This window comes from Cellulomonas alba, assembly GCF_030362835.1.
GTDB classification, from domain to species: Bacteria; Actinomycetota; Actinomycetes; order Actinomycetales; family Cellulomonadaceae; genus Cellulomonas; species Cellulomonas alba.
Genome location: NZ_JAUCGQ010000001.1, coordinates 861,911 through 875,299 on the forward strand (window position 1 = coordinate 861,911; position 13,389 = coordinate 875,299).

8 protein-coding genes are annotated in these 13,389 nt (G+C 77.5%); 5 read left to right on the forward strand and 3 right to left on the reverse strand.

Going from position 1 to position 13,389, the window contains the following annotated elements; genetic code table 11:
* Positions 1 to 4: 4 nt before the first annotated feature.
* From manA to QRT04_RS03840, 3 genes are all read right to left on the reverse strand, one after another.
* Positions 5 to 1,201, reverse strand: coding sequence for a mannose-6-phosphate isomerase, class I (manA, locus tag QRT04_RS03830; RefSeq protein ID WP_289453625.1), 1,197 nt, complete (start codon positions 1,199 to 1,201; stop codon positions 5 to 7).
* A 64-nt stretch (positions 1,202 to 1,265) separates the two neighbouring features.
* On the reverse strand, positions 1,266 to 2,591 hold the full coding sequence (locus QRT04_RS03835; protein WP_289453627.1) for an ATP-binding protein: 1,326 nt from the start codon (positions 2,589 to 2,591) through the stop codon (positions 1,266 to 1,268).
* A gap of 9 nt (positions 2,592 to 2,600) precedes the next feature.
* Positions 2,601 to 3,302: a response regulator transcription factor gene (locus QRT04_RS03840; RefSeq protein WP_289453629.1), complete on the reverse strand. Its 702-nt coding sequence runs from the start codon at positions 3,300 to 3,302 to the stop codon at positions 2,601 to 2,603.
* Between the two features lie 204 nt (positions 3,303 to 3,506).
* On the opposite strand from QRT04_RS03840, the gene QRT04_RS03845 reads away from it, so the two are divergent.
* From QRT04_RS03845 to QRT04_RS03865, 5 genes are all read left to right on the forward strand, one after another.
* Positions 3,507 to 4,868 carry a sensor histidine kinase gene (locus tag QRT04_RS03845; protein WP_289453631.1) on the forward strand — a complete coding sequence of 454 codons (1,362 nt, stop codon included), beginning with the start codon at positions 3,507 to 3,509 and terminating at the stop codon, positions 4,866 to 4,868.
* The gene (locus tag QRT04_RS03850) at positions 4,865 to 5,560 is read left to right on the forward strand and encodes a response regulator (protein ID WP_289453633.1); all 696 of its coding nucleotides are present in this window, start codon (positions 4,865 to 4,867) and stop codon (positions 5,558 to 5,560) included. Before QRT04_RS03845 ends, QRT04_RS03850 begins: the two co-directional genes overlap by 4 nt.
* Positions 5,561 to 5,672: 112 nt before the next feature.
* The gene (locus QRT04_RS03855) at positions 5,673 to 6,464 is read left to right on the forward strand and encodes an ABC transporter ATP-binding protein (RefSeq protein ID WP_289453635.1); all 792 of its coding nucleotides are present in this window, start codon (positions 5,673 to 5,675) and stop codon (positions 6,462 to 6,464) included.
* Entirely contained in the window at positions 6,464 to 9,040 is a 2,577-nt protein-coding gene (locus tag QRT04_RS03860; protein WP_289453637.1) for an ABC transporter permease, read from the forward strand. The genes QRT04_RS03855 and QRT04_RS03860 overlap by 1 nt, the downstream gene beginning before the upstream one ends.
* 123 nt (positions 9,041 to 9,163) lie before the next feature.
* Positions 9,164 to 13,333, forward strand: a complete 4,170-nt coding sequence (locus tag QRT04_RS03865; RefSeq protein ID WP_289453639.1) for an FtsK/SpoIIIE domain-containing protein — start codon at positions 9,164 to 9,166, stop codon at positions 13,331 to 13,333.
* The last annotated feature ends 56 nt before the right edge of the window (positions 13,334 to 13,389 follow it).

A 13,389-nucleotide genomic window follows, 5' to 3' on the forward strand; every position in this document is an offset into this window, starting at 1 on the left:
CGGGTCAGGGGACGTCGGCCTGCGCGAGCACCCCGTCGCCGCGCGCCGTCACGGCGCCGTCGGCCGCCGGCACGAACGCGGACTCGCCGCGCACCAGGCGCACGTCGCCGTCGTTCTGCGTCCGCACCGTCACGTCGCCCTCGAGGCACAGCACGATGCGCGGCCCCCGGCCCGGGATGCGCGTCTCGCCCTCGTCGGAGAGGCGCGTGATCGACAGCTCGAAGTCGTCGACCGGCGCGTAGAACGTCTCGGTCGCGGAGAAGCCGCGCTCCGGCGCGATGCGGATGGGCGGCGCCGCGACGGTGTCGACGTTCTCGAGCAGGCCGGCGACGTCGACGTGCTTGCTCGTCAGGCCCGCGCGCAGCACGTTGTCGGAGTTCGCCATGATCTCGACGCCGAACCCCGAGAGGTACGTGTGCACGCACCCGGCGGGCACGAACAGCGCCTCGCCCGGCCGCAGCGTCACCGGGTTGAGCAGGATCGACGTCACCGCGCCGACGTCGCCGGGGTTCGTCTGCGCGAGCCGGATGACCGTGCGGTCCGTCCGCGGCGACGGCGAGCCGGCCTCGAGCCGCGCCGCGCACGCCTCGACGAGCCGCGCGACCTGGTCGGCGTCGGGCCGCGTCTGCGGCGACAGCAGCCACGCGAACGCCGTGCGGACGCCGGTCGAGCCGGGGTCCGCGACGAGCAGCGCGCGCAGCGACTCGGCGAGCGGCGCGTCGAGGCCGTCGAGCAGCTCCGCGGCGCGGCGCGGCGCACGGAAGCCGACCATCGCGTCGAACCGCGTCAGCGCGTAGACGAGCTCGGGCTTGTGGTTGCGATCGCGGTAGCTCCGGTGCGCGGCGTCGCGCGGCACGCCGCCCGCGTCCTCGGCCGCGAAGCCCCGCTCGGCGCTCGCCACGGACGGGTGCACCTGCAGCGACACCGGCCGGTGGGCCGCGATCAGCTTGAGCAGGTACGGCAGCTGCTTGCCGAAGCGCGTGGCGACGTCCGAGCCGAGCACGTGCCCCGGGTCGTCCGCGACGAGCTGGTCGAGACCGCACGCACCGCTCGGCAGCTCGACGCGCGACGGCGCCGACGTGTGCGCGCCGAACCACGCCTCGGCCACCGGCCGGCCGTCCGGGACGAGCCCCAGCGCGTCCGGGATCGCCGTGGTCGAGCCCCAGTCGTAGTGCTGGAGCGCGGGGTGGATGCGGTACACGGCAGTCCTTCGTCTGGGGTCGTGCCACGGCGTCGAGCGCCCAGGCTGCCGACAGGCTACCGAGTCAGCGACGGCGCCGGTCGGGCCGGGCCGAGACGACGGCGCCGAGCGGGAGGACGACGTCGGGGCGGAGCGAGGCGGGCACGCCGGAGAGGAACAGCGCGAACACCGCCGGCCGCCGCTGGGCGAGCTCGAGGCGCCCGCCGTCGGCGGAGGCGAGGTCGCGCGCGAGGGCGAGGCCCAGGCCCGTGCCCTTGCCCGAGGTCACCTCGCGCTCGAAGATGCGCGGCGCGAGGTCGTCCGGGACGCCCGGACCCTCGTCGGCGACCTCGACGACCACGGCGGACGACGGGCCGCCCGCCCGCGAGCGCACGGTCGTGGTACCCGCCCCGTGCTTGAGCGAGTTCTCGATGAGGGTCGCGAGCACCTGCGCGAGCGCGCCGGGCGTCGCGAGCACCTGCGTGGACCGGTCGACCTCGACCACGAGCCGGCGCCCGACGGCCTCGTAGGTCGGCGCCCACTCCTCCTCCTGCTGGTGGACGACGTCGAGCAGGCTGACGGCCTCCGTCGTGCCGCCCTGCACGCGGCGCGAGCTCGCGAGCAGGTCGTCGACGACGCGCACGAGCCGCTCCACCTGCTCGAGCGAGATGCGGGCCTCCTCGCGGACCTCGTCGTCGCGCGTCGCGAGCATGATCTCCTCGAGCCGCATCGACAGCGCGGTCAGCGGGGTCCGCAGCTGGTGCGAGGCGTCGGACGCGAACTGGCGCTCGGCCGCGAGGCGCCCCGCCATCCGGTCGGCGCTGCGCGCGAGCTCGGCGGCCACCAGGTCGATCTCCTCGACGCCGGACGGCTCGAGCCGCGGGCGCACCTGCCCCGACCCGAGCTGCTCGGCCGAGGCCGCGAGGTAGACGAGCGGCGCCGCGAGCCGGTTGGCCTGCCAGATCGCCATCGCGATGCCGGCCGCGAACGCGACGACCGCCGCGACGACGACGAGCAGGATCACGCGCGCGCTCAGCCAGAAGACCGCCCACCAGCTGACGTACAGCCGGACCGTCGCACCGGTGTCCGACGTGCTGCTGACGGACAACGTGCGCCCGTCGACGTGCTGGCCCGCGTGGAACACCTGGCCGTCGGGTGTCTGCACGACGATCGAGCCGGGCAGGTCGCCGTCCTGGCCGCCCACGTACGGCTCGAGCATCCGGTCGGACAGCTTGATGTTCTGGTCGACGCGGAAGTCGACCGCCCGCGCCGCGGAGTCCACGCGCGCCTGCAGCTGCTGCACCGCGTTCTCGCGCACGAGCTGCGCGCCGAGGAACGCGAGGGGGAAGCCGAGGAGCACGACCGCGACGGTGACCGCCGCGATCGTCGCCTGGAGGACCCGACGACGCAACGCGCCCGCCTAGGCGTGGACGGCCGCGCCCGCGCCGCCCGTCTCGAACCGGAAGCCCATGCCGCGCACCGTGGTCACGTAGCGCGGCGCCCCGGCGTCGTCACCGAGCTTGCGACGCAGCCACGACACGTGCATGTCGAGGGTCTTGGTCGAGCCGGTGGGGTCGCTCCCCCAGACCTCGCGCATCAGCGTCTCGCGGGCCACCACGGTGCCGGCCGCGGCCACGAGCACACGCAGCAGCTCGAACTCCTTGGCCGTGAGGTGGAGCTCGCGCTCACCCTGGAACGCGCGGTGGGCGGCGACGTCGACGCGCACGTTCTGCGCGTGGAGCTCGTCCTCGTCGCCCGTGTCGCCGCTGCTGCGCCGCAGGAGCGCCCGGACCCGGGCGAGCAGCTCCGCGAGGCGGAACGGCTTGGTCACGTAGTCGTCGGCGCCCGCGTCGAGCCCCACCACGAGGTCGACCTCGTCCGCCCGCGCCGTGAGCACGAGCACGGGCGTCGTCAGCCCCTGGTTGCGGATCGCGCGCGCGACGTCGAGGCCGTCCATGTCCGGCAGGCCCAGGTCGAGCACCACGAGGTCCGCGGCGGAGGCGCCGTCGATCGCGCCTTTACCCGTTCCTTGCACGCGCACGTCATAACCTTCACGCCCCAGCGCCCGGGCCAAAGGCTCGGCAATCGCGGGATCGTCCTCGGCCAGAAGCACCTGGGTCATTCGCCCATGCTAGGTCACGAGTCGGTCTCGTCCGCCAGCCCCTGCCCGGGTGCGTCGCACGACGGACGCCGGGGTGTTCGTCACGGTCGCCCCGCAGGTCGCCCCGCCGGACGCCCCCGGTCGCCCTCGGGGCGGACGGGACGGGGGCGGCGGTCCGTCTCCGGGGGCACGCCGGGAGGCGCGACACGCACCTACCCTCGGGGCATGACCGCCTGGGAGCGCCTGCTGGAGTGGGCCGACGACCACCGGTTCGCGGTCGACGCCGCGGCCACGGCCGTCGCCCTGCTCGTGCTGGTGCCCGCGAGCGCGCTCACGCTCGGGCTCGGCTTCACGGCGGGCGTGGGGCACGGCTGGTTGCTCTCGACGGCCCTCGTCGCGCCGCTCGCCTGGCGGCGCGTCGCACCGGTGTGGTCCGCCGCGGCGGTCTACGCGGTCGGGCTGCTGCAGGTGCTCGCCGGCACCCTGGTCCCGACCCTCGCGGACCTCGCCGTGCTCGTCGCGCTGTACTCCGTCACGGTGCACGGCCCGCGGTGGGCGTACCGGGTGGCGATCCTCGGCGCGCTCGCCGGCTCGGGCCTGCTCGCGCTGCGCGTGGCCGGCTTCGCGCTGTACCGCGCGACCGACGCGCTCGCGACGGCGGTCTTCCTCGGCGTGCTGTGCCTCGGCGTCTGGTCGTTCGGCCTGGCGCGGCGCGCGCGGCGCGAGACGATCGAGGCTCTCGTCGACCGCGCCGAGCGCGCGGAGGTCGAGCGCGACCAGCAGCACCGGATCGCGACCGCGGCCGAGCGCGCGCGCATCGCCCGCGAGATGCACGACATCGTGGCGCACTCGCTGACCGTGATGGTCGCGCAGGCCGACGGCGGCCGGTACGCGGCCGAGGCGGACCCCGGCGCCGCGACCCGGGCGCTCGGCACGATCGCCGAGACCGGGCGCGCGGCCCTCTCCGACATGCGCCGCCTGCTCGGGGTCCTGCGCACCGAGCCCGCCGCCGGCCCCGGCTCGCCCGGGACGCGTCTGGGGCCCATCGCGAGCGCGACCGGACCCGCCGGGCAGGGCGAGCCGCGCACCGGGCCGCCGGGCGCGCCGCAGACCGGCGGCGTCCCGCTCGTCGCGGCGGAGGGTGCGAGCGCCGAGCGCGCGCCGCAGCCCGCCGCGGGCGACGTCGCGGCGCTCGTCGAGCAGGTCCGCGCGAGCGGGCTGCACGTCTCGTTCGTGCAGGTCGGCGAGCCACGGCACCTGCCGCCGGGCACCGGGCTGACGGTGTACCGCATCGCGCAGGAGGCCCTGACCAACGTGCTCAAGCACGCCGGGCCCTCCCCCCGCGTCACCGTGCTGCTCGCGTGGCGCCCGGACGCCATCGCGCTCGACGTCGACGACGACGGGCGCGGCGCGGCGGCCGACAGCGACGGGCTGGGGCAAGGTCTGCTGGGCATGCGCGAGCGTGCCGCGATGTTCGGCGGCACCGTCGCGGCCGGCCCACGGCCCGGTGGCGGCTTCCGGGTGCGCGCACGCATCCCCACCAGCATCGCAGGCACGCTCGCCCCGACAGCGAAGGACGACGCATGACCGACCGATCGATCCGCGTGGCGCTCGTGGACGACCAGCAGCTGGTGCGCGCGGGCTTCCGCATGGTGATCGACTCGCAGCCGGACCTCGAGGTCGTGCTCGAGGCGGGCGACGGCGCCCAGGCGGTGCGGGCCCTCGACCCCGGCGCGGGCCACCGCGTCGACGTCGTGCTCATGGACGTGCGCATGCCCGCCATGGACGGCCTCGAGGCCACCGCGCTCGTCACGGCCCGGCCGGACGCGCCGCGCGTCGTCGTGCTCACCACGTTCGACCTCGACGAGTACGTGCTCGCCGCGATCCGCGCCGGCGCGAGCGGGTTCCTGCTCAAGGACGCCGAGCCGGAGGACATGCTGGCCGCGATCCGGACCGTGCACCGCGGGGACGCCGTCATCGCGCCGTCGAGCACGCGGCGCCTGCTCGAGCACCTGGTGCAGGTGCTGCCCCCGGACGAGCCGGGCGCGCCCACCGACCCGGCCCGCGCGGCGGTCGCCGAGCTCACTGATCGCGAGCGCGAGGTGCTCGTGCTCATGGCGCGCGGGCGCTCGAACACCGAGATCGGCCAGGACCTGTTCGTGGCCGAGGCGACGGTCAAGACGCACGTCGGCCGCATCCTGGCCAAGCTCGGCGCGCGCGACCGCGTGCAGGCCGTCGTCGTCGCGTACGAGACCGGTCTGGTCCGTCCGGGCGCCTGACTGGTCCTGCGGGATGACGCGTCGTCCCCCAGGACCAGCCCCCGGTCCGACGCGGCCGCCCCGGCCGGCTCCGTAGCGTCGGGGCGTCCGACACGAACCCGAGGAGCCCCACGTGGACACCACGACCCTGGCCGCACCCAACGCGGCCACGACGACCACCCCCGCGTCGAGCGCACGCGGGCTGACGAAGGTCTACGGCAGCGGCGGCTCGGCCGTGCGCGCCCTCGACGGCGTCGACGTGGACTTCGCCGCCGGCGCGTTCACCGCGATCATGGGGCCGTCGGGCTCGGGCAAGTCGACGCTGATGCACCTGCTCGCGGGCCTCGACCAGGCGACGACGGGCCTGGTCCGCCTCGGCGGCACGGACATCACGCACCTCGACGACCGCGGCCTGACGCGCCTGCGCCGCGAGCGGGTCGGCTTCGTCTTCCAGTCGTTCAACCTGCTGCCGATGTTCACCGCCGAGCAGAACATCCTGCTGCCGCTCGAGCTCTCAGGTGCCGCACCCGACCGCGAGTGGTTCGACTCGCTCGTCGCGACCCTCGGCCTCGGCCACCGGCTGACGCACCGCCCCGCGGAGCTGTCGGGCGGCCAGCAGCAGCGCGTGGCGATCGCGCGTGCGCTCATCGCGAAGCCCGACGTGGTGTTCGCCGACGAGCCGACCGGCAACCTCGACAGCCGCTCGGGCATCGAGGTGCTCAGCTTCCTGCGCCGCTCGGTCCGCGAGCTCGGCCGCACCGTCATCATGGTGACGCACGACCCGGCCGCCGCGGCCTACGCGGACCGCGTCGTGCTGCTGGCCGACGGGCGCATCGCGGGCGAGATCGTCGACCCGACGCCCGACGCGGTGCTCGCCGGGCTCGACGCGCTGCGCTCGTTCGAGGACCTCGAGGGCGAGGGCTGATGCTGCGCCTCACGCTCGCCCAGATGCGCCGGAGCCTCACCCGGCTCACGGCCGCCGCGATCGCCATCACGATCGGCACGGCGTTCCTCGCGGCGACGCTGCTCGCCGGCGGCGTCATGACGCGGACCGGGTACGACGCCGTCACCGCGTCGTACGGGCACGCCGACCTGGTCGTCAAGGGCGACCTCGACGCCGGCGCGCTCGCGCGGCTGCGGGGCACGGCCGAGATCAAGGCGATCGACCCGCTCGCCGTCGTCGGCGTCGGCATGACCGCGGGCCAGGAGACCCGGTGGGTCAACGTGCTCGCGACGCCGAGCGACGCCGCCCTGGGGTCGCTCGAGGTCACGCAGGGCCGCGCGCCGCAGGCCGCAGGCGAGCTCGCGCTGCCCACCCGGGTGGCGAACGCGCTGCGCGTCGGCGTCGGCGACACCGTGAAGGTCGAGGTGCCGCCGGCGCCCGACGCGACGGACGGGTCCGGCGCGAAGCCGGCGCCGTCCGGGGGCACCGGCGCCGACCCCGACGCCGCCCACCAGGCGAGCGCGCGCGTGGTCGGCATCGTGTCCGACCCCGCCGGCGCGTGGTCCCAGATCGGGGGCGCGGCGCTCGCCACGCCCGGCGACGCGGTGCGCTGGGGTGGGGTGTCGAGCCTGACGCAGCAGACGCGCACGTACCTCGTCATGCGTGCGCACGGCGCGTCGGACGACGACATCCGCGCCGCGGTCCACGCCGCGACGTCGGCGGACACCCGCGTCCTCACGCGCGACGCGGCCGCCACGGAGTCGATCGAGAACAACACGGGCGACGGCCACGTGCTGGTCGCGATCGTGCTCGGCTTCGCGGCGATCGCGCTGCTCGTCGCGGCGCTCGTCATCGCGAACACGTTCCAGGTGCTCGTCGCGCAGCGGACCCGGACGCTCGCGCTCCTGCGGTGCGTCGGCGCGGGCAGGACGCAGCTGCGCACCTCGGTGCTGCTCGAGGCCGGCCTGCTGGGCGCCGGAGCGTCGGCGGTCGGCATCGTGACGGGCGTCGCGCTCGCGCAGGGCGCGCTCGTCGGGCTGCGGCACGCGCAGCTCGACGTCCCGCTCCCGACGACCGTCCACGTGACGCCCGCGGTGGTGCTCGTCCCGCTGCTCGTGGGCACGGTCGTGACGCTGCTCGCGTCGCTCGTGCCCGCGCAGGCGGCGACCCGCGTCTCGCCGATCGCCGCGCTCCGGCCGGCCGAGGCGCCGGTCGCTCCCCTGCGGTCGGGCGGTACCCGCCTGTGGCTCGCGGCCGTGCTCGCGATCGGCGGCGCGCTCGGTCTGCTCGGCGCGGTCGCGATGGGTCACGCGCTCGCGGGCTCGACGCTGCTCGCGCTCGCGCTCGGGGTGGTGTCCGGCGCGGCGTCGTTCGTCGGCGTGCTGCTCGGCGCCGTGTACTGGGTGCCGAGGTGCGTCGCCCTCGTCGGCCTCGCGGTGCAGCGCAGCGGTGTGGCCGCCCGCCTCGCGGTGGCCAACACGGCCCGGAACCCGCGGCGGACCGCGGCGACGAGCACGGCGCTGCTGATCGGCGTGACGCTCGTCGCGATGATGGCGACGGGTGCGGCGAGCGCCCGCGCGTCGACCGACAAGCAGCTCGACGAGCAGTACCCGGTCGACGTGGCGGCGTCGTCCGACACCCCGCTGCCCGCGGACGCCGCGCAGGTGGTCGGCGCGCTGGGCGGGGTACGCGACGTCGTCGCGATGCGTGGCGCGAACGTCGGCATCGGCGGCAACACCGTCCGGGTGTACGCGCCCGCGGACGCCGGCGCGGACGTCGGCGACGTCGTGCGCGACGCGAGCATCGCCCGGCAGCTCGCCGACGGCTCGATCGTGCTGCCGCGGCAGGCCGGCGGGACCGAGGGCGACCAGCCGGTCGTCCTGCTGGACCCCGACACCGGCGAGCCCGCTGCCGGCGCGCCGGCCCGCACGCTCGCGGTCCACCCGTCCGGCCTCGGTGGCTTCGACGGCCTCACGACCCGCGCCACGCTCGCGCAGGTCGCGCCGGACGCCGCGACGACGGCGTTGTGGATCCGCCTCGCCGCAGGCGCCGACCCGAGCGACGTGCAGGATGCGCTCGAGTCCGCGCTGCCCTCGGTGACGCTCGACGTCCGCAGCGGCGCGGCCGACCGGATCCGGTACGCGAACGTCATCGACACGTTGCTCGCGATCGTCGTCGGGCTGCTCGCCGTCGCGGTGCTCATCGCGCTCGTCGGTGTCGCGAACACGCTGTCGCTGTCGGTCCTCGAGCGGCGCCGTGAGTCCGCCACGCTGCGCGCCATCGGGCTGACCCGGGGGCGGCTGCGCTGGACGCTCGGCATCGAAGGGATGCTCATCGCCGGGGTCGGGGCCGTGCTGGGGGTGGCCCTGGGTCTGGTGTACGGGTGGGCGGGCGCCGCGGTCGTGCTCGGCAACACGGGCGACCTGACGCTCGCGGTGCCGTGGCAGCGGCTCGGCAGCGCGGTGCTCGTCGCCGTGGTCGCGGGCCTGCTGGCCTCCGTGCTCCCCGCGCGGTCCGCCGTGCGGACGCCTCCCGTGGCGGCGCTCGCCGTCGAGTGAGCTCCGGTCGGCTCGGCGGTGGAGGGACCGCCGAGCCGACCGGCGTCCCTGTGGAGCAGGGGCGCGTCCCCAGGTCCTGGCCGTCGCGACGTCGGGCCGTCGGCGGAGCCCGAGGGTGGGGGCATGCGGATGCGCGCCCTGCACCCCGACCCGGCTCGCGGGCCCGGCCTGCACGCGACGGACGTGGACGTGGACGCCGGTGTCGCCGTCGGGGTGCTCCGACCGCTGCTCGCGCGGCTCACGGGGTGGGCCGGCTGGGCGGCCGGAGACGGTCGGCTCGCGGTCGGGGACCGCGTGCTGACAGGCGACCATCCGGCGGGCGTCGCGCCGTTGCTGCCCGGGGCGGTGCTCCGGCCGACGTCGAGCCACGGCGGCCCGGACCCGCTGCTCGTCGCGGCGCACGAGGCACACGTCGCGGTGGTCGCCGGGCCGGACGCGGGGCACGTTGCGCCCCTGCCTCGCGGGGCGGCGGTCGTCGCCAGTCGTCGGGGCGCCGGCGCGGCGCGTGGCGCCGCCGGTCCGTCCGCGGCCGGAGGGCCGGCGAGCGTGGCGGGAGCGCCGGCCACCAGGGCGCGGCGCGGCGCCCGGGGAGCAGCGGTCGGGCCGTCGTGGCTGGTCCTGGACGACCCCGCGCTGCCGGTCGTCGAGGTCGCGCGGCGGGGGCGCGTGGTCGTCGTGCGGATCGACGGCGGGCTGTCGCGGCCGTGGCGCGCGGACCGGCCGATGCGCGCGGGGAACACCACATTCGTGCTGCGGCGGCCCGACGGACGGCGGCCGCGGCGCCGGGTGCGTGCTCAGGGGCGGGCCGGGACGGCGGGTTCGCATGCCGGGGCGTGGCATCGCGCCTCGCAGGGCGTTCCTGCACAGCCGCCCGAGCGGCTAGCGCCCGCACCGCGACCGCGGCGCCGCGCCCTGACCGTCTGGCTGGTGCCGCTCGCCGGCTCCGTCGCGCTCGGGCTCGCGACGCACGAGCTGTGGCTCGCGCTCACCGGCCTGCTGATGCCGCTCTCGAGCGTGCTGACGTCGCCGCGCGACCCCGCCGACCGCGGGCACCGTCGGCGGCGGCCGCGCGACGTGCCGGGCGCGCCGGACCTGCCGGCGCTCGCCGTCGCGACGGCGCTCGCGGCCGCGGGGCAGGCGGCGTTCGAGCTCGACTGCGCTGGCGGACGGGTGGCGGGTCCCACAGGCGTCCACGACGCCGCTGCCCTGCCGCGCCTGCCACGCGGCACGGCCGACGGCGCGCCGGCCCCCGCCGCGACCGGCGCGAGCGACAGCGCCCCCGGGGCACCCGCGACGGACGCCTCCGTCGGCGTGCCGCGTGGGACGGCCGCCCTCCCGCCGCCGCCGACACCCGCCGACCCGGCCATGGTCCGAACCGGTGCACGACCCTCGCGGGTTCGCGTCCCTGCGCCGTGGGACGCCGGGGGTGCACGGCCACCGCTCGTCCGCGTGGCGGCGCCGTGGGACCCCGCGGGCTCCCTCGCGGTCGTCGGGCCGCGGGAGCACGCGCGGGCCGCGGCCCGGGCGATCGCCCTCGGCGCGCTCGGCAGCGACGGTGCGAGCACGCTCGCCATCCGCACCGACGACCCGTGCGCGTGGTCGTGGGCCGCGTGGCTCACGCCGCCCGACGCCGCGCTGCCCGGGCCGTCCCACGGCCCCGCGGTCGTCGTGGTCGACATGCCCCTCGACCCCCTCGACCCCCTCGACCCCACGGTCGCCGCCTGGCGCGCCACCGCACCGCCTGAGCAGCTCCTGGTGCTGCTCGCTCCTCGGGGCGACCTCGTCCCGTCGTGGTGCACCTCGGCGGTGCACGCCGAGGCGCCGCCCGCCGCGAGCGCCGGTCGACCCCACGGACGCGCGCCGGCCACGGGCGTGTCACGGGCCTGGGCGGACGCGCAGGCGCGCCGGCTCGCGGCCGTGCGGCACCACGCGAGTCGGCGCGCGACAGCTGCCGCGGACTCGCTGCCGTCCGGCGTGGCGCTCGGCGACCTGCCGGACGTCCCGTCCGCTGTCGCCTCGGCCGTCGCACGCTCGTGGTCGGCGGGCGTGCGCCCGGTGCCCCTCGGCGTCGGCACGGGCGGCCGCGTCGTCACCGTCGACCTGCGCCGCGACGGTCCGCACGCCCTCGTCGCCGGCACGACGGGCGCCGGGAAGTCCGCGTTGCTCGCGAGCCTCGTGCTGGCGCACGCACTCGCCGAGCCGCCGGAGCGACTCGCGGTTCTCCTCGTCGACTTCAAGGGCGGCGCGGGCCTGGGACCCGTCGCGGGCCTCCCTCACGTGCTCGACCACGTCACCGACCTCGACGCCGCGCGGGCCCGGCGCGTGCTCGTCGGGCTCGCGGCCGAGCTCCGCCGTCGCGAGTCGCTGCTGGCGCGCGGCGGCGTGACGGACCTCGCGGGCCTCGACGCCGACCGCCCGGACACACCTCCGCGCCTGCTCGTGGTCGTCGACGAGCTGCGCGCGCTCGCGGACGACGTGCCGGACGCCATGCCGACGCTCGCCCGCCTGGCCGCGCAGGGCCGCGCGCTCGGCGTCCACCTCGTCCTCGCCACGCAGCGCCCTGCGGGTGCCGTGCCTGCGGACCTCCGCGCCAACCTCGGCCTGCGCATCTGCCTGCGCGTGGCCGACGCCGCCGACTCGACGGACGTCCTCGACGACCCGGTCGCGGCGCGCATCGACCCCGCGCTTCCCGGCCGCGCGCTGTTGCGCGTCGCCGGTGGCCCGCTCGTGCCGTTCCAGACCGCCCGTGCGGCGACCGACGCACAGGCACGCGTCCGGCGCGCGCCACCCTGGGCCGCTCCCCACGCGTGGACGCCACCGCGCCCGGAGCCGGAGCCGGGCGCTCAGCCATGGATCGAGGCGGCTCGCACCGCCGCGACCGGTCGACCGACGAGGTCCACCCCGTGGCTGCCGGAGCTTCCGCGACGCGTGCTGCCGGGCGACGTGCCCGCCGGCACGGGGTTGCCCGTCGCGCTCGCCGACCTGCCCGACGAGCAGCGCCGCGCGGCGGTCCGCTGGGACCCGTCGATGGGGCACCTGCTGGTCGTCGGTGGGCCCGGGTCTGGCCGGACGACGGCCCTCGTCGCGATCGCCGGACAGGCCGGCCGCGCGGGGAGCGACGTCCACGCCATCGGTCTCGCGCCGCGCGACGCCGCCAGACTGCACGACGTCGTCCCGACGGCGCGGCTCGGTTCGGTGCTCCCGGCCGACGAGCCGGTCGCCGTGGCGCGCCTGCTCGACCTCCTGGCCGCCACGACCGCGTCGACGGTTCTGCTGGTCGACGGGCTCGACGTGCTGCTCGACGAGCTCGCCGACCTCGCGCGCGGAGCAGCGGCGGCGCGGCTCATCGCCCTCCTGCGCCGGAACGACGGCGAGCTCGGAGTCGCCGCGGCGACGGCCGCCACGCCCTCCGGGCTCCGCCACGCCGCAGCGTTCCGGTCGCGGCTCGTCCTCGCGCTGCCCGACGACGCCGCCGCCCTCGCGGGCGTCCCCCGCGACCTCGCCTCCGGCCTGCGGGGACCCGGTCGTGCGGTCCACCTCCACGGCGGCCCGCCCGCGCTCTGCCAGCTCGCGCTCCCCGATCCGCTCCCGCGCGACGCGCCGGCACGGCCGGCCCAGTCCGACGGTGTGCCCCGCGTGCGCCCGCTGCCCGCGCGGGCACGGCGGCCGCGCGCCCGGAGCGGGCGGGGTCCCGCGCAGCCCGTCGGCCGGGTCGCGGTCGGTGTGGGTGGCGACACGGCCACCGAGGTCGCGCTCGACCTCCGCGAGCCGAGACTCGTCGCCGGACCACCGGGCTCGGGCCGGTCGACGGCCCTCGACGTGATCGCGGCGGGCGCCGCGCGAGCGGGCGTGGTGGTCGTGCGACTCGCGCCCGGTGATCGCCCGCACCCCGCTGCCGCGGACACGCGGCAGTGCCCGTCGGTCGAGCTGCGGACGTCCTCGGCCGACCGCGCAGCGGCGCTCCTGGCCGCCCGACCGGACGCCCTGCTGGTGGTCGACGACCTGGACGAGCTCGAGCGCACCCACGAGTCCGTCGCCGCGCTCGTGGCGTCCCGCCGGCGCCGCCTGATCGTCGCCACGACCGCCCACGCCGCGGTGGTCGGCGCGCACCGGGAACCCCTCGCGTCGCTGCTGCGCGCCCGACGGCTCCTGGTGCTCGCGCCCCACGACGGCGCCTCGGCCGAGCTCATCGGCCCACGCGCCGCCTGGCTCGCCGACCCGCGCGGCTGCCCGCCCGGCCGAGCGGCACTGGTCGACGGCCGGGCGGTCGTCCCCGTGCAGGTCTACGGCTGACGTGCGCGCCCGTCCGCGGGGAGCCCGGAGCCACCGGGGCTGACGCGCGTGGGGGC

Coding starts and splice junctions, on each gene's coding strand:
- QRT04_RS03865 (WP_289453639.1), top strand. CDS start 9,164: ATGCGGATGCGCGCCCTGCACCCCGACCCGGCTCGCGGGCCCGGCCTG.
- QRT04_RS03860 (WP_289453637.1), top strand. CDS start 6,464: ATGCTGCGCCTCACGCTCGCCCAGATGCGCCGGAGCCTCACCCGGCTC.
- QRT04_RS03850 (WP_289453633.1), top strand. CDS start 4,865: ATGACCGACCGATCGATCCGCGTGGCGCTCGTGGACGACCAGCAGCTG.
- QRT04_RS03840 (WP_289453629.1), bottom strand. CDS start 3,302: ATGACCCAGGTGCTTCTGGCCGAGGACGATCCCGCGATTGCCGAGCCT.
- QRT04_RS03845 (WP_289453631.1), top strand. CDS start 3,507: ATGACCGCCTGGGAGCGCCTGCTGGAGTGGGCCGACGACCACCGGTTC.